Source organism: Rhodoferax sp., from assembly GCF_037143375.1.
GTDB lineage: Bacteria > Pseudomonadota > Gammaproteobacteria > Burkholderiales > Burkholderiaceae_C > Rhodoferax.
On record NZ_JBAWYV010000073.1, the window covers coordinates 1 to 16,987 of the forward strand.

Below are 16,987 nucleotides of genomic sequence, written 5' to 3' on the forward strand. Positions count from 1 at the left end.
GCGCTTAGATCATGGTTGCCGGACGCGATTTGGGCACTGGCGGTGGCCACGCCCTCGGAGCCTTGGCGCACAGTCGTCACCACTTGGGCCAGGCTGGTTTGCATGGCCGAGAGCGCATGCAGCACTTGCCCTACTTCGTCCCGGCTGTCCAAATGGATAGGGTGACTCAGATCACCTTGTGCGACAGCATGGGCAACGTCAAGGGCTTCTTTCAAGGAGCGGGAGATGCCGCGGATCAGCAGCAGGCCGAAACCGATGGCAAACAGCACACCGGACACGATGGAGAGAATGGCCCACAAACGCAAAGTCGAATAACGCGCCAAGGCGGCGTTGTACTCAGCTTGTGCGACGTCCAGTTGGAGTTTCATCAGCGCATCAATGCCGGCGCCAACCGGGATGTAGAGCGGGCGAATTTTTTCAATCACCAACCGGTGCGCGGTGGCCGTGTCGTTGGCACGCAAGGCGACCACTGCAGGGCGCAGTCCATCCTGAACGAATAGGGCGCGGTCTTCTGCCAGTTGTTTGGCAATTCTTGCTTCGTCCGTTGTCAGCGCGGTGGCCATGTAGGCGTCCCAGACCTTGGTCACGGTGGCGATGTTGGTGTCAACGGTGGCAGTGTCCTTGGCGATTTCCTCGGGCGTCGGATCAAGCAAACTATTGGCAATGGCCAGACGATTGAGGAGGTTTAGCCGGTTGATGCCCGCAATTTGGCCCACGGCCACGGTGCGATCTTCGTAGACTGTTTTGAGTGCGTCATTGGATTTGCCGATGCCCACCAAGCCAAGGGCGCCGATGCTGATGAGCATCAAGGACAAGAGGCTGATCAAAATGAGCAGGCGCGTCGATATTTTTAGGTTTTTCAAATGATTACTCCCTGTGAAATTTTGCAAAAAGTGGTTCGTTTATTGAAGCGTTGTAGAAATCAAGCCCATCTCGGTACTGCTCATGAGCTTTTCGATATCGAGCAAGATCAGCAGGCGGTTTTGAATGGAGCCGATGGCCAGCAGGTGGTCGCTGCCGATGCTCGAAGAAAACTCGGGCACCGGACGCAGTTGCTCTGAAGTAAAAGTGATAACGTCAGACACCCCGCCTACCACCATGCCCACCACCTGTTTGCCGATGTTGTTCACAAGAGGTGATGAAGATAAGCTGACTGAGGTGATATTCATGGCTAGTGCTCTCTTTGGTGCGGTCTGGTTCACAACGGCCATCTTCTGAATGACTACAAGCATTTTTAAGTCCAGTAGATTTATCGAAAAATCAATAGGCTCGAAAACGATAAAAGTCATTGCGACTGGCGTCAGCAAACTGGTGAGTTGATATTTCTGGGCCTATTAACGCCAACAACACAGGTTAGCCGGTGAGTTTTCACAAGCGAAATAGCGAGGAGACGTAAAGCTGGAGGCGGGTAAGCCAGACGAAGTCTGTGCAGGAAGTGCACTCTTTCTTTGAAAAAAAGAATAAGACCCAACAGTCAAATAATTCAATGCGGCCTTCCCTCCCAAATAGCGGGGTTTTCGTTACGATTTGAAGTGAGGTAGGACTCACAGGAAACGGTTAACGAGACGGGGCGTGGGTCTCAGCACTTAATATATCTCGCGAGTGACTGTTGGCATGTAGGGAGATATCGATAATGTGTGTCGTCAGTTTCAGACAATTGCAAAAATTGAGTTTGAAACAGGTCCTTCACCGTTGCAGGGGCAGCCCAATCTCGGTGCTGGAGTGACGTGATGGCAGAAATAGCCAGTAAAAAAACCGGCAACCTTAGACGGAGTGGAGGACGCCTAAGCGCCCCCCGACACCTCGCCGTAGCGTACTCGAATCACGCTACAACTGACTCTATTTTTACTTGCTCTGGTGTCAGCCAAGTTACGAATAATCAATTGGAGGAAGCTTGCAACATGTGAAATTTAGTATTGACTCACCATCAGCCACCCCCAGAACACCTACTTGCCTGCAGACTGTAACTATTGAGCTTCCCCTGACAGTGCACTCCAGGCGGCATCGGGTTCCCAGGTGGCGGCCCAGGCGGGCAACTGCTCCCCGGGCATGGGACGCGCAATGCCATAGCCCTGCGCAAGCTCGCAGCCTAAGTGCAGCAGTGCGGTGCCGTGCTCCAAGGTTTCCACGCCTTCGGCAATCACCTCGCGCTTGAAGGCTGCCGCCAGGCCGATTACGCCCCGCAAAATGGCCATGTCGTCTGGATCGTCAAGCATGTCGCGAACAAAACTCTGATCCATCTTTAGCGTCGCAACTCGCAGACGTTTGAGGTAGGTAAGGGAGGAATAGCCCGTGCCAAAGTCGTCCAGTGCAAAGGAGACTCCCAGCAGCGCGCAGTTCTCGATCAACTGGGATACTTGAGATATGTCCTCCAACGCACTGGTTTCCAGTATTTCCAGTTCAAGACAGGACGGATCAACCTGCGGATGAAGCGCCAGCATGGCTCGCAGGCGGCTAATAAAGTCCAACTGCTGCAATTGGCGAGCGCCCACATTGACGCTAACCGGAATATCGAATCCAACCGCGCGCCAAGCATCTACCTGCGTCAAGGCCGTGTCAATCACCCATTCACCCATGGCAATCGCCAGTGGATGGTCTTCGATCACAGGCAGAAACATGGCCGGTGGCAGTAGGCCGCGTTCAGGATGCCGCCAGCGGATCAGCGCTTCTGCGCCGACGACTTTGCCCGTGCGCATGTTCACCTTGGGCTGGTAATGCAACACGAACTCATGCTGGCTCAGGGCCAGACGGATGCGCTCGAGACTTTCGTGGTGTATGCGGATACTGCTGTCTTGTTTGGCATCGAAGATCTGATAACGATTCTTGCCGGCCAGCTTGGCCTGATACATGGCCTGGTCAGCTTGGCGCAGCAATTGGTCCGCATCAACGGACTGCGCCTGTGGAAAAAAGGTAACCCCCATGCTGGCTGAAACCTGAAGCGTCAAGTCGCCAAGCAGCACCGGTTGTGCCGACGCAGCGAGCAACCGGTTGAGCATCGGCAAACTGGCGTCCACATCTGCGAGATCCATCAGAATCACGACAAACTCATCACCGCCGATCCGGGCCAAGGTGTCGCCCTCGCGCAGCGCCTTCTTCATACGGCTGGCCAAGGCAACCAACAATTGGTCACCGACTTCGTGCCCGTGTTGATCGTTGACCTTTTTGAAGCCATCTAGGTCAAGATAGATGATCGACATTGTCTGCTCGCGCCTCTCGGCATGCGTCAAGCCTTGTTGGATGCGGTCAGACAGCAGCAAGCGGTTCGGGAGCTTGGTGAGTGCGTCAAAGTGTGCCATGTGCTCAAGTTGGTCTTGATGTTCCCTGATGGCAGTGACGTCAGTGAACAAGGCCACATATTGCTCCGTGATTCCCCCAGCCCCGTAGACCGCGGTGATGGTGAGGGCTTCAACGAACACTTCACCATTTTTGCGTCGATTCCAGACTTCGCCGTACCAGTGCCCTTTCTCGACCAACTCGTGCCACATCGAAGCGTAAAACTCTCTATCCTGATGCCCCGATTGGAGCAGGCGCGGGTTCTTGCCAATCACTTCGTCATGACTGTAGCCCGTGATACGTGTGAAGGCATTGTTGACATTGAGAATTGTGCCGTCTGCCTTGGTGATCATGATGCCTTCGCGGGCATAGGTAAAGACACTGGCCGCCTGGATGTAGCTCTCAGCCTTTTTGCGCTCGGTCACGTCGCGTGCCGCAGCGAACACACCCAGCACCTTACCCGCGTCATCACGGTAAACGCTGGCGTTGTAGAGCACGTCGGTGATCTCGCCCGACGTGTGCCGGATTGCCAGCGGGTAGTCGGTCACAAAGCCCTTGGCAAAGACTTGCTGATAACCTTCGCGCGCCTGCACCGGGTCGGTGAAGTAGTCGGCGAAGTCAGTACCAATCAGTGCTGCGCGAGCGACCCCGGTCGCCTTGACGCTGGCCTCGTTGACATCCGTGATCTTGCCCTCAGCATTGATCGTTACCAGCGGGTCAAGGCTGGCTTCAAGCAGACTGCGCGCGTATTGAGAGGCTTGATTGATGGCTTCTTCGCGTTGTGCCAGGGTATCCATCATGCGATTGATGGTGCCGGCAATTTCCGAAAACTCGTCGGCACCTTCACTCACGATACGGTGCGCTATGTTCCCGTTGGCAACCCGATTTGCACCTTCATGGAGCGCCACGAGGCGCCTGCGAATCAAACCACCGACTTGTGCCGCATTGAACACGATGATGAGCGCCAGCATCAGCGCGAGCGTAATAGAAACCACAATGAGGCGTTGACGAGCCTGCAGCACCTGTCTTTTACTCGAGTCGAGCAGTGCCTCTATTGCGTTGCGAACGTCGGCCGCCTTCAATAGCAACTGACTGTACAGCCTCTTGTCTAGCTCCTCCAACACTTCGCGGTTGGCAGTAGCTGACTTCAAGGACCGGGTGTTGTCAACAACGCGGTGAAAAACTAGCGATGTGTCCTCTATGCTGCGGCGTATCCGTTCCACCGCCTTTTGATCTTCCTCGTCGCTAAATTGCGATTTAGCCAAGCGAAGCAGTTCGTCTGACTGTTTTTTGCTTTCATCCCACTGGATGCGGACTCGATCCTCGCGGTAAAGAAAGTAATGGTCCCTGTAAGTAGCACGGCTAACGAAGTTGTTTTGGATCGATTTTACAAGTTCATCGTTTTTCCTCACCTCTAGATCAACGGAAAAAGTCCAAAATAAAACCGGCAAAAGGACGACTGCGGCGGCGACGGTCGCTGCCGCGCTGAGCCAGAGCCGGGTCGCGATGCGCACAATGGGCCTAGCGGTTCATCTTGACGGCTTCAGGCTTGATCGCCTTGAGACTGTCAGCATGGATGTAGTCCGAGTAGTTGGGCATGACGGTCTTGTCGGTCAGCTTTTTTTTCATGGCCCATCGCGTCTCGTCCTCCAGCGTAATCAGCAGATTCTGGTCCAACCTCACTTGGTAGTTGAAGGCGTTCCACGCTTCCTTGACCAATTCCTTGTCAATCTTGACTGCCGCAGCCATGATGCCCTGCGCCTCCTCTGGGTGTCGCGTCACAATATCTTCGGCCTGGATCAGGGCACGCAAGAAGCGGGAGACGGTTTGAGGGTTTCGCCGCACAAAATCCTGCATGGCAGCGATGTTGAAGGTCTCGGTATAGATTTGCGGGTCGTAAAAGACGACCGCTTGCGCGCCAAGCAGGTGTCTGATCTGGGTTAGCGGATAGTTCCAGGTCGAAACAGCGTCAACTTTCTGGGTCAGCATGGCGTCCTGCATTTCACCGGGTGCGAGGGGAACCGGTGTTATTTGCTGGCGAGTCAAGCCCTGCGCGGTCAAAAAGGAATCAAGAAAGAAGTCCGACGTGGTTCCGGGCGTGAAGCCGACGCGCTTGCCTTTCACATCGGCGGCCAGAACGATGCCTGCGCCGGGTCTCGCCAGCACCGCGTTGTTTTTGCTGCTGGACTCGATGTTGGCAATGACGAAAATCTTGTCACCATTGAGGACACTGAACACGACCGGGGTTTCTGCTACTGTGGCAAAGTCTGCCTTGCCATCCAGAACAGACTGCAGTGCCGCTTTGCCAAAAGAATGAATCAGCGGCTGGACATCAAGCCCCACTTTCGAGAAATAACCCTTGTTTAGCGCAATGTGAACCAGCGTACTTTGCGGCTGGGTCGTGAAGGCCACGGTGATCTTATGGCTGACTTCGGAGCCGGCGGTATCTGTGGCAGATGGCGGCGCTCTATCGCAAGATGTCAGGGAAACAGCACAACAAATTGCAAGAAGCAGTCGCCACATACCATCTCCTTCCAGTGCAGTTAGGTTTCAAATAATAGTAGCCCACTCTGAATTCTTGCGCAACGCAATTTATCTTTAGCGCTTTTCCGCGCTATTGGCAACATGTGGGTTTGGAAACTATTCAGGCGTCGGTGGATCGACTCCTGACGAGTCCAGGGACCGCCGATTGCCCAAACTGGACAAGCAGCCATGCTCAGGAGAACTCGATAGAAACGCCCGGCTCGCGTCGAATGCCTGGTCACGCATTCCAGGTCCACGTTTTTCATTCCTGACTTTCAGCCGGGGGAACTGCCGTGTGAATAGTGCTGCGTTGGCATTACAGCTGAGCGGAACAAATCCAAACTCAGCGAGTGCCGTCTTGATCTTTGTTTTAACGCCCATCATTTAGCGCCATTAACCTTGAAGTTTGACGTTAGTGCGAAGCAAAGCTGCTTTCAATTCGCGACTAGCAGGTTTTGAAACATCCACACTAAGAACAGCCAGTTCAAACGGCGAGCCTGACCTGATGCTGCCTGGCAGAATCTTTTTTAAGGGATTTGCAGTTGGGTACTTGCCTTGATCAGGACACATGCGAATGGAAAATTCGAATTCTTTGAGTACGCCTTTCGCATACAACTCAGCCAATTGTTGAAAGGTTACGAATGCTGAGCGTTTCATGTCTTTGAACCCAGGCTCACGGATGTCACGAACGATCTCGAATTTACCAAAAGTATCACGTTGTGTATTGGTAAACGGATGCAACAAAAAGGTCCCGCGAACCTCCTTCTGATGGGATACCAGCGTGTGCTCGACAGCAATATCAGTTAACAGCATATAGTTTTCCTTTTGAATTAATAAGCCACGGCTTTCCGTCCGAATAGCCAAGCATATGAACTGAATTTTCGCCTTTATCTCCTGTGCCGCCACTTGGTGTGCTGGTCGCAAACCGCTTCCCATTGAGAGCGAAGACCAAAAAAATCACCGGAGGGGCATTGATTACCCAATGAATTGGTTTGAAAAATCCTTATTGGGGGCTATCAGCGCGAAAAATCGCAGAAAATAGGGCTTTAGACAATGAGGTCCTTGTGAATCAATCCATTGCCCATGCTGAACTCATCGCCACTTTCAGGAGGGCGGAGGTAGATGCGGATCACAAATTCGGACTAATCAAAGCTGTTGAAAAAAAAGGGCCCAAGGCCATTCAGACGGCCGTCGAAACCGCTGCAAAAGCAGCTAAACGCAGGGATTCCTATGCAAAGAAGCTCAATGTGCTGGGGGTGAGCTTGTTGCGCGCGTCCTGACCGGTCATGGGGTGCGCAATCCATTGATCGCCGCGCCCGGACCAGCGACAAGGCCAGGACGAGCAACTCCTTTATGCGCTCATAGCCAACGTTGACCAGCCAGAGTTTGACGAGTTCGGCTTTGGGGCTGGGAACGGATTGCCCCAGACATAGAAGGGTTACAGCACTAGCGCAATCGGAGTCGGGGTCGATTTCAAAAAGCAAAGCGCTTGAGCCCCCGGCCTCCACCTCGCCCCCGCCGGGTTAGCGCAAAGGCCACCCTCACCCTAGCCCGCTCCCTGAGGCCCCTGAGGTAGAGGGAAAACCGCCTACAAACTTCACCCTCAAATATCAAATACAACGCCCTGCGCCAGCGGCAGAGCACTGGAGTAGTTCACCGTGTTGGTGGCGCGGCGCATGTAGGCTTTCCAGGCATCGCTACCGGATTCGCGACCACCACCGGTTTCTTTCTCGCCGCCAAAGGCGCCACCAATCTCGGCGCCCGAGGTACCGATGTTGACGTTGGCAATGCCGCAGTCCGAACCCACCGCCGACATAAAAGTTTCAGCCTCGCGCAAATCGGTGGTGAAGATCGCCGACGACAAACCCTGGGGCACCTCGTTGTTCAGGTCAATGGCTTGCGACAGCGTCTGGTACTTGAGCACATACAAAATCGGCGCAAAAGTCTCGTGGCACACCACGCCGGACTGCGCGGGCATTTCGACCAGCGCGGCACGCACGTAATAAGCCGCCGGGTAGCGGTCTTGCAGCACCCGCTCACCACCCAGTACCGAGCCGCCCTCTGCAACTGCTTGCGCCAGTGCCGCCTGCATCGCCTCAAAGGCTTGGCGGTCAATCAGGGGGCCGAGCAAGGTGCCCGCCTCTTGTGGCGAGCCAATTTTGAAACTGGCATAGGCGCTTTTGAGACGGCCCACGAAGTCGCTGTAAACCGATTCATGAACCACCAACCGACGCGCCGTGGTGCAGCGCTGACCGGCCGTGCCCGCCGCTGAAAACGCCACCGCGCGCACCGCCATGTCCAAGTCGGCCGAGGGCGTCACGATGATGGCGTTGTTGCCACCGAGTTCCAGCAGGCTGCGGCCAAAGCGCGCCGCCACTACTTGGCCAACGGCGCGGCCCATGCCCGTGCTACCGGTGGCCGATACCAAGGCCACGCGCGGGTGCGACACCATGGCCTGTCCAACGTCGGCCAGTCCCAACAGCAACTGCGACAAATCACGCGTCAGTTCGGGTTGCCCAAACCGAACGCAGGCGCGTTCAAACAAAGCCTGTACTGCCAGCGCACACAAAGGTGCTTTTTCGGACGGCTTCCACAACACGGTGTCGCCGCACACCAGCGCCAGCGCCGCGTTCCAGGCCCACACCGCCACCGGAAAATTGAAGGCGGTGATGACGCCCACTACGCCCAGTGGCTGCCAGGTTTCCATCATGCGGTGCCCGGGGCGCTCGCTGGCAATCGTCAGGCCGTGCAACTGGCGCGACAAACCCACGGCAAAGTCACAAATATCAATCATCTCCTGCACCTCGCCCAGCCCTTCGGAGCTGACCTTGCCCACCTCCAGCGTGACCAACGCCCCCAGAAGCGGCTTGTGCGTGCGCAACTCCTCGCCGAGCAGACGCACCAGTTCGCCACGTTGCGGAGCCGGGACTTCGCGCCAGCGCAAGAAAGCGGCCTGAGCACGCGCTACCCGGTCAGCCACCTCGGTCAACGTCGTGGTGTGAACCTGTGCGATGACCTGGCCATCGATCGGCGAGAAACTGTGCAACGCGCCGCCCTTGAACGCGTTCGCTTGCACCCCCAAGGAAAGCAACAACTTGTCATTTGTCATAAAAGTTCCAGAATATTTACCGAATTGGCCAACTCTACCTGCTAAAACGGCACTTACAGCACGTCTGGTTGACAATGCAAGCACGCAGGACCCTGTGTTTTCACCATGAACCCAACCGCACCCTCTTCCAACCATCTGCTTCGCATCGCTGCTGAGGCCCAGCTTCTGGGCGCCCCACAAGCCCAAACCCATCCGGCCGAAGAGTTGTTGCATGAACTCCAAGTGCACCAGATTGAACTGGAGATGCAAAACGAGGAGCTGCGCCGGGCCCACCTCGATCTCGACACCGAGCGGGCGCGCTACTTTGACCTGTATGACCTGGCCCCGGTGGGCTACATCACCGTGAGTGAACACGGGTTGGTCGTGCAAGCCAACTTCACCGCCAGCACCCTGCTGGGGCTGAACCGGGGTGCGCTGCTCAAACAAGCCTTCAGCCGTTTCATCGTGGCAGAAGATGCCGACACCTTTTATCTGCTGCGCAAAAAAATACTGATCAATCCTGCGCCTCAATCCTGCGAACTGCGCATGATCAAAGTGCCAGATCAACAGGTCTGGCTGCATCTAAACGTCACCTGTGCCCGGGATGAAGCGGGCCCCCCCGAACTGCGCATTGCCCTGAGCGACATTTCCGAACGCAAGCAGGTCGAGGCCGCGCTGATTGAAAGCGAAGCCTTAAGCCTGGCCATCCTTAACTCCGTTACCCCCGAGATTGCGGTGCTGGACCGCAACGGGGTCATTCTGGCGGCGAATGAAACCTGGCGGCGTTTTTCAATGGAAAACAGCCTGGTACCCGGTCATCCGGCGGCCTACACCGAGGTCGGTGCCAATTACCTGTCCGTTTGCGCGAGCAGCACCGGCGTGGGCAGTGATGAAGCCTTGAACACGCGCCAGGGTGTGCTGGCCGTGCTGGACGGCAGCCTGCCGGTCTTCACGCTCGAATACCCTTGCCACTCGCCCCAGGAACAGCGCTGGTTCAGCATGAGCGTGACGCCGCTGGGTCCGAATCGCCGCGGGGTCGTGATCTCGCACACCAACGTCACGCAAATCCACCTGCAGGAGGAACTGCGACTGCACAATGAAGCCCTGCACCGCAAAGCCTTGGTGCGCGAGGTGCACCACCGCATCAAGAACAACCTCCAGGGCATCACGGGCCTCTTGAGCCAGTTTGCCAAGATCTACCCCGAAACCGCCGAACCCATCACGCAAGCCATTAGCCAGGTGCAAGGCATCTCGGTCATCCATGGCTTGCAAGGGTGCAGCAACACCTCGTCAGTGCGGCTCAGCGAACTGACCCAAGCGATTGCAAGGGATGCCGAAATACTTTGGCAAACACCGTTCACCGTCAAGATTCCAGAAGAATGGCGCGACCACCTTGTTGCCGAAAAAGAAGCCGTCCCCATCGCTCTTATTCTTAACGAACTGCTGCTCAACGCTGTGAAACACGGCGGCAAAGCGCATGGCCATGTTCGTGTCACACTACAAGACGCCAACCGGGAGTCGATTCACATCTGCATCACCAACGCCGGACGGCTCCAAATCGACAGCCCACCCCTTGATGTCATCCACAGCGGCTTGAAGTTAATCACAGCCCTGATGCCACCCAACGGTGCCCACATCAACCGGGAGCAGCTGGGCGACGAAGTTGTCACCGTTTTGACGCTGGCGCCCCCCGTAATTTTTCTTGAAACTTGAGGACCAGCATGACCACCACCAAAGTACCCGACGCACCCATTCCAGACAAGCAACTGCTGATCGTGGACGACGACCGACTGGTCCTCGCCATGGTGGCCAGTGGTCTGTTTGAAGCAGGCTACAAGGTGACCACGGCCGAGTCTGCCGAAGACGCTGAAGCCTGGCTGGCCAGTGGCGAGCGGCCCGACCTGGCGATACTCGATGTGCGCATGCCTGGCCAAGGCGGCTTGTACCTGGCACAACGTCTGCGAGAACTTGACCACATTCCCTTCATGATGCTGAGCGCCTACAGCGACCCCGACATCGTCGAACAGGCCACTTCGTGCGGCGCGCTCGGCTATGCCATCAAGCCGATGGACATCGTGCAGTTGATTCCGGCCATTGAAACCGCCCTGGCCCGCGCCAATGAAATCCACGACTTGCGGGAGACCCGCAAACACCTGCAAGCAGGCCTCGACAGCGAGCGCGATATCAGCATTGCCATCGGCATCACCATGATGCAACACCGCCTGAAACGCAACGATGCGTTTGACATGCTGCGCAAAACTGCGCGCAGTCGTCGCTGCAAACTGGCTGCTCTTGCCACGGAAGTGATTGAAGCAGGCGATAAATTCAACTTCTCAGGTCATTAATGATATTTTTGATTTGATATTTATCAATCCAACACGTTTCATGTAGAATTTTTGTATGAACTTGCCGGCCCCCGCCCCTGGCTCAAGCTATTAAGGCCCTGACCTCGCCTCGTTAAACCCTCTGCGTGCAACGGTTGCACGTCGCGGAAAGTAACGAAAAGCTCCTTCTGTGGGCTTTTAAACGTGTGTCTAAACGGGTCGATGAATTTCTTTCCCCTCTGATCAAACAGCTTTTTGCGCCTGTTTATTCCCACGTTCGTTGTCACAAAAAACAATTGAACTGGAGGCGTTGTCTTGAACAACTTGAAAATTGGCATTCGTCTGGGCTTGGCTTTCTGCGCTGTTCTATTGATCACAGCACTCATCGCGCTCATTGGCATTCTGCGTTTAGGCGCACTCAAAGAGACCAACCAGGAGATCGCCACCACCGAAATGGAGCGAAGCTTCCTGGCCCAGAACTGGTCAGCCAATATTGCGCAAAACTGGCTTCAGGCGAAATCCGCCCTCAAAACATCTGACATGGCGTATGCCGAGACACTCCAGAGCGAGATGGCTGAGGTCACCCGAAAAACCGCCGGCCTCCAAAAAAAACTGGAGTCCCTGATTCAGGACGACAAGGGCAAGGAACTGATGGCTGAAGTTGCCCGGCAGCGAGCACTTTACATTGGCATTCGCAACGGACTGTTTTCAAAAAAGAAAGCCGGTGCAGACATCGCCGATGCAGCCGACCGTGAACTTCGCCCCCAGGCTGAGAGTTACATGGCCTCACTGGCCAAAGTTGTTGCGCATTCGTCCGAGAGGCTGAATCTGGTTCAAGCCCAATCCACGGCCATGGTCACCAGCAGCCAATGGACACTCGGCTTGGCCACTCTCGCGTGCATGGTGCTGGGCATGCTGCTGGCCTATTTAACGACCCAATCCATCACAAAGCCCATCCAGCAGGCCATGCTGGCGGCCGAAGCCATCAGCAGCGGAGATCTTGCCACCCCACTACTCAGTCAGGGTCAAGATGAGGCGGCGCGTTTGCTTCAAGCACTGTCCGACATGCAGGTCAGTTTGGCTCGTGTCGTGGGAGAGGTTCGCGATGGCTCGGAATCCGTGGCTACCGCTTCAGCCGAAATCGCGCAAGGCAACCACGACTTAAGCGCCCGCACCGAAGCACAAGCCAGTGCACTGGAGCAAACAGCCGCCTCCATGGAACAGCTCAGCGCCACAGTTAAGCAAAATGCCGACAGCGCCCATGAGGCCAACCAGTTGGCGATGGCTGCCAGCAGCAACGCCGTACAAGGGGGTCAAGTGGTCGCCTTGGTCGTTGAGACCATGAAAGGCATCAACAGCAGCTCCAAAAAAATTGTTGACATCATTCAGGTGATTGAAGGTATTGCCTTCCAGACCAACATCCTGGCGCTCAATGCGGCAGTGGAAGCCGCACGCGCCGGGGACCAGGGGCGCGGCTTTGCCGTGGTGGCCAGCGAAGTGCGCTCCCTGGCCGGTCGCTCAGCCGAAGCGGCCAAGGAGATCAAGAATCTCATCAACGCCAGCGTAGCGCAGGTTGAAGACGGTACGGCCCTGGTGGACCAGGCCGGCGCCACCATGACGGATGTGGTTGGCGGCATCAAACGCGTGACCGACCTGATGGGCGAGATCAGCGCGGCCAGCCGTGAGCAAAGCCTGGGCGTTGAGCAAGTCGGTGAGGCCGTCACGCAAATGGATCAGGTCACGCAACAAAACGCCGCTTTGGTCGAGGAAATGGCCGCCGCCGCCAGCAGCCTGAAATCGCAGGCGCACGACCTGGTGAACACGGTGGCCGTGTTCAAACTCAGAACTTGGCTGACAGTATGAAAGTGAAAGCGCTTGGGAGCACCACCAACGCCAAAAGCAACTCCTTTCCTGAAAACTTCATCATGATTAAATCTCCTATCCAGGACGACTCTGAGAAGCTCATTTCCGAGCTCATTGACGCCTTGGATGACATGCGCGACAAACTGCTCAACTACTCCTTAATGATCAAGGATGCGCCTCTTGTGGTGGATTCTGAGACGCGCAGGCCGAAGGATGACTTTGGCACGGGGACCTCTTCGTCAGCCTATCTCAAGAACCATCATTACCACTGAGCAACTGGATTTTGGCGCCAGCACATCTGCGAGGTTAACAAGACTGGTTGCTTTAACCTGCCAAGGTTATGGCAGAAGTTTTCAGGCTACCGACGTGGGCAGCCTGATGGGCCCCGAACTGGATGTCGCCTGAAAGCTGGCCACCTTCCTCGATCACCAGCTTGCCGTAACTCACCTTGCCGGTGACTTTGCCGGTGGCGTAGATGATCAACTTCTGACGCACGGTCAGGTTGCCATCAAAATGGCCGTGAATCTCGGCAATATCAATCTCTGCAGAGCCTTTGAAGGCGCCTTGTTCTGAAATCTGGATGACCCGCGAGTCCATCGTGGCCTCCACCATTCCTTCAACTACCAGCGTGTCGCAATCGGTTATTTCCACGCCTTTTAACTTGATGTTTGGGCCTACCGTTAGCTTGCTACCCGTCTCCTTGACCTGGGTGCTGGCAGCCACTGGTTCTACCGGGGCGGGGCTGGCAACAGTCGGATTGGCAACAGGGGCGGTTGACGGGTAATTACGGGTATTCATAGCGTTAGAAACGGGTCGTGGCGGTGTAGGTTCGGCTTCGCGTTTGGAAAAGAAATGAGGTGAAATGGCCATGAAGTCTCCTAAAAAAGCCGATGGTATCGGCCATCGGTTTTGCTGTCGCCACGAAGAATGAAAAAGCCGTAACAGGATGAAATTTGACCCTTTGGGGCCGGGCATTGTGGTTTTCCACCATATCGTTTACCACCATAGTATTTTTTTAAACAGTCTTTACATTTCAAATTAAGCAGGCAACCGTTCTGCAGGGAAAGTCTCAACTTACCGATTGGAAGCACCCTATGAAACTCTCGAAACTACTTATTGGTCTACTGGTGAGCTGTGCCGCATTGAGCGCCAGCGCCCAAACCGTTATCAAGTTCAGCCACGTCGTGGCGCTCGACACACCCAAGGGCAAGGCCGCTGAGTTTTTTGCCAAAAAGGCTGCCGAGTTGACAAAGGGAAAGGTCAAGGTTGAGGTCTACGCCAACAGCGCCCTCTACAAAGACAAGGAAGAAATCGAAGCCCTGCAAATTGGCGCGGTGCAAATGCTGGCGCCTTCGCTGGCCAAGTTTGGACCCCTGGGCGTGAAAGAGTTTGAGGCGTTTGACTTGCCTTTCATCTTTGATGACACAGCCGACCTGCACCGCATCACCCAAGGCGCAGTAGGCGCGAGCCTGCTGGCCAAACTGGAGCCCAAAGGCATCAAGGGCCTGGCGTACTGGGACAACGGTTTCAAGTCTTTCTCGGCCAATACGCCACTCAAGTCGGTGGCTGATTTCAAGGGCAAGAAGTTCCGCATCCAGTCCTCCAAGGTGCTGGAAGAAGAGATTCGCTCCGTGGGCGGCATTGCACAGGTGATGGCGTTCTCGGAGGTGTACCAGGCGCTGCAAACCGGCGTGGTAGATGGCACCGAGAACCCGATCTCCAACTTCTATACCCAGAAGATGCACGAGGTGCAAAAGCACCTATCCCTCACCAACCACGGCTACCTCGGCTACGCGGTGATCGTCAACAAGAAGTTCTGGGATGGGCTGCCTGCTGACGTGCGCGCCCAGTTGGAGCAAGCCATGAAGGAAGCCACCGTGTTTGCCAACAAGATTGCACAGGAAGAGAACGACAAGTCGCTGGCCGGTGTGAAGCAAAGCGGCAAGACCATCGTTTACCAACCGACCCCGGAAGAGCGCCTGGCCATCAAGAAAGCCATGGTCTCGGTGCACACCAAGATGGCTGACCGAGTAGGCAAGGAAACCTTGCAAACGATCTACAAGGAAACGGGCTTCGACCCCGCCAAGCTCTAAGCCTGACTGACGCACACCGCAACATGAATCACTCTCTGCTGGAGTTCAAATCATGAAAATCTTGGATCACCTGGAAGAGTGGATCGTCACCTTCCTGATGGGCGCGGCGACGCTGATCATCTTTGTCGCGGTGTTGCACCGCTACGCCGCCGGTCTGGCGATTCCGGGCGTGCAAGACTGGCTCCTGTCGCTCTCGTTTAGCTGGGCGCAGGAGCTGACCATCATCATGTTTGTCTGGATGGCCAAGTTTGGCGCAGCTTATGGCGTGCGCACCGGCATCCACGTCGGCGTCGATGTGCTGATCAACCGGCTGAGCGACAAAATGCGCCGCAAGTTCATCATCTTTGGCTTGCTGGCAGGCGCCTTGTTTACCGGCATTGTGGCCACGCTGGGTGCCCGCTTTGTCTGGGAAAACGGTGCGCACTATGCGTTCCTGCATTTGACGGGACTGCCGCTGGACGGCATCCCTGAAGGGCCGACGACCCCCGACCTGGAATGGCCAACCTGGATGGTTTACAGCGCCATTCCGCTGGGCACCAGCTTGATGTGTTTCCGTTTCTTGCAAGTGATGGTCAACTTTTTGAAAACCGGCGAGCTGCCGCACCACGACCACGGCCATGTCGATGGTCTGGAAGTTGATGTGGCCCACGTTGAAGTGAACCCCTATTCGATGGGTGACAACCTGCACCCCACCCAACTGCAGAACAAAGACGGAGGTGCGAAATGAATGCGGCCATCATCTTTATTCTGCTGCTGACGCTCATGCTCACGGGCATGCCGATCTCGATTTCGCTCGGCCTCACGGTACTGACCTTTTTGTTTGGTTTTACCGAGGTGCCGCTGGAGTCGGTGGCACTGAAGCTGTTTACCGGTATCGAGAAGTTCGAGATCATGGCGATTCCGTTCTTCATTTTGGCGGGCAACTTTTTGACCCACGGCGGCGTGGCGCGGCGCATGATCAACTTTGCCTCCAGCATGGTTGGTCACTGGTACGGCGGTCTTGGTCTAGCCGGGGTGCTGGGTTGCGCGCTGTTCGCCGCAGTGTCGGGCTCCTCGCCCGCGACCGTGGTGGCGATTGGCTCTATCTTGCTGCCCGCCATGACCAAGGCCGGCTTCCCCAAAAGCTTTGGTGCAGGCGTCATCACCACCTCGGGCGCGTTGGGTATTTTGATCCCGCCCTCCATCGTGATGGTGATGTACTCGGTGGCCACCAACACCTCGGTCGGTGCCCTGTTCATGGCGGGTGTGGTGCCGGGCATTGCCTTGGCCGCCACCTTGGGCGGCGTGACCTGGTACCGCGCCCGCAAATTTGGTTATCCGCGCTTGCCCAAAGCGACCTGGGCGGAACGTATCAAGGCGTTTCGGGCATCGGCCTGGGGCTTGCTGCTGATCGTGATCGTGATGGGCGGCATCTACACCGGCCTGTTCACGCCGACTGAAGCGGCGGCGATGAGTGCCGTCTATGCCTTCTTTGTAGCGGTGTTTGTCTACAAGGATATGAGCCTCAAAGACGTGCCCAAGGTGCTACTGAACTCTGCAAATATGTCGGCCATGCTGCTCTACATCATCACCAACGCGGTGCTGTTCAGCTTCATCATGACGAATGAGAACATTCCGCAGGCGCTGGCCGACTGGATGCTGGGCAATGGTCTGGGCATGATCACCTTCCTGCTGGCCACCAACGTGATTCTGCTGCTGGCGGGCAACTTCATGGAGCCCTCTTCCATCGTGCTGATCTTCGCGCCGATTTTGTTCCCGGTGGCGATGAAGCTGGGCATCGACCCGGTGCACTTCGGCATCATCATGGTGGTCAACATGGAGGT

At 56.0% G+C, this 16,987-nt stretch carries 15 protein-coding genes; 8 read left to right on the top strand and 7 right to left on the bottom strand.

Going from position 1 to position 16,987, the window contains the following annotated elements; translation table 11 throughout:
• From WCG50_RS11765 to WCG50_RS11785, 5 genes are all read right to left on the bottom strand, one after another.
• Positions 1–863 (bottom strand): Tar ligand binding domain-containing protein (locus WCG50_RS11765; protein ID WP_336899793.1); only part of this gene is annotated, 863 nt, incomplete at its 3' end.
• Positions 864–902: 39 nt separating this feature from the next.
• Positions 903–1,289, bottom strand: coding sequence for a chemotaxis protein CheW (locus WCG50_RS11770; protein WP_336899794.1), 387 nt, complete (start codon positions 1,287–1,289; stop codon positions 903–905).
• A gap of 678 nt (positions 1,290–1,967) precedes the next feature.
• Entirely contained in the window at positions 1,968–4,424 is a 2,457-nt protein-coding gene (locus WCG50_RS11775; RefSeq protein ID WP_336899795.1) for an EAL domain-containing protein, read from the bottom strand.
• 370 nt (positions 4,425–4,794) lie between these two features.
• Positions 4,795–5,796, bottom strand: a complete 1,002-nt coding sequence (locus WCG50_RS11780) for an NrtA/SsuA/CpmA family ABC transporter substrate-binding protein (protein WP_336899796.1) — start codon at positions 5,794–5,796, stop codon at positions 4,795–4,797.
• A gap of 393 nt (positions 5,797–6,189) precedes the next feature.
• Complete coding sequence (locus WCG50_RS11785) at positions 6,190–6,720, bottom strand: hypothetical protein (RefSeq protein ID WP_336899797.1); 531 nt, start codon at positions 6,718–6,720, stop codon at positions 6,190–6,192.
• Between the two features lie 140 nt (positions 6,721–6,860).
• Here WCG50_RS11785 and WCG50_RS11790 point away from each other — a divergent pair, with 140 nt between their 5' ends.
• Complete coding sequence (locus WCG50_RS11790) at positions 6,861–7,076, top strand: hypothetical protein (protein WP_336899798.1); 216 nt, start codon at positions 6,861–6,863, stop codon at positions 7,074–7,076.
• Between the two features lie 323 nt (positions 7,077–7,399).
• On the opposite strand, the gene WCG50_RS11795 is transcribed toward WCG50_RS11790, so the two are convergent.
• A complete protein-coding gene (locus WCG50_RS11795) occupies positions 7,400–8,905 on the bottom strand; it encodes an aldehyde dehydrogenase family protein (RefSeq protein ID WP_336899799.1) in 1,506 nt (501 codons plus the stop codon).
• 105 nt (positions 8,906–9,010) lie between these two features.
• Between WCG50_RS11795 and WCG50_RS11800 the strand changes: the two genes are divergently transcribed.
• From WCG50_RS11800 to WCG50_RS11815, 4 genes are all read left to right on the top strand, one after another.
• Positions 9,011–10,597: a PAS domain S-box protein gene (locus tag WCG50_RS11800; protein WP_336899800.1), complete on the top strand. Its 1,587-nt coding sequence runs from the start codon at positions 9,011–9,013 to the stop codon at positions 10,595–10,597.
• A gap of 8 nt (positions 10,598–10,605) precedes the next feature.
• Complete coding sequence (locus tag WCG50_RS11805) at positions 10,606–11,229, top strand: response regulator (RefSeq protein WP_336899801.1); 624 nt, start codon at positions 10,606–10,608, stop codon at positions 11,227–11,229.
• A 294-nt stretch (positions 11,230–11,523) separates the two neighbouring features.
• Positions 11,524–13,071, top strand: coding sequence for a methyl-accepting chemotaxis protein (locus WCG50_RS11810; protein WP_336899802.1), 1,548 nt, complete (start codon positions 11,524–11,526; stop codon positions 13,069–13,071).
• Complete coding sequence (locus tag WCG50_RS11815) at positions 13,068–13,343, top strand: hypothetical protein (protein WP_336899803.1); 276 nt, start codon at positions 13,068–13,070, stop codon at positions 13,341–13,343. The genes WCG50_RS11810 and WCG50_RS11815 overlap by 4 nt, the downstream gene beginning before the upstream one ends.
• A 52-nt stretch (positions 13,344–13,395) precedes the next feature.
• Here the strand turns inward: WCG50_RS11815 and WCG50_RS11820 are convergent, their stop codons facing one another.
• Positions 13,396–13,941 (bottom strand): polymer-forming cytoskeletal protein, encoded by a 546-nt coding sequence (locus WCG50_RS11820; RefSeq protein WP_336899804.1) that lies wholly within the window; start codon positions 13,939–13,941, stop codon positions 13,396–13,398.
• Positions 13,942–14,165: 224 nt separating this feature from the next.
• On the opposite strand from WCG50_RS11820, the gene WCG50_RS11825 reads away from it, so the two are divergent.
• From WCG50_RS11825 to WCG50_RS11835, 3 genes are all read left to right on the top strand, one after another.
• Positions 14,166–15,164 (top strand): DctP family TRAP transporter solute-binding subunit, encoded by a 999-nt coding sequence (locus tag WCG50_RS11825; RefSeq protein ID WP_336899805.1) that lies wholly within the window; start codon positions 14,166–14,168, stop codon positions 15,162–15,164.
• A gap of 52 nt (positions 15,165–15,216) precedes the next feature.
• A complete protein-coding gene (locus WCG50_RS11830) occupies positions 15,217–15,891 on the top strand; it encodes a TRAP transporter small permease (protein ID WP_336899806.1) in 675 nt (224 codons plus the stop codon).
• The coding region (locus WCG50_RS11835; RefSeq protein ID WP_336899807.1) for a TRAP transporter large permease subunit at positions 15,888–16,987 on the top strand (1,100 nt) is incomplete at its 3' end. The genes WCG50_RS11830 and WCG50_RS11835, both read left to right, overlap by 4 nt.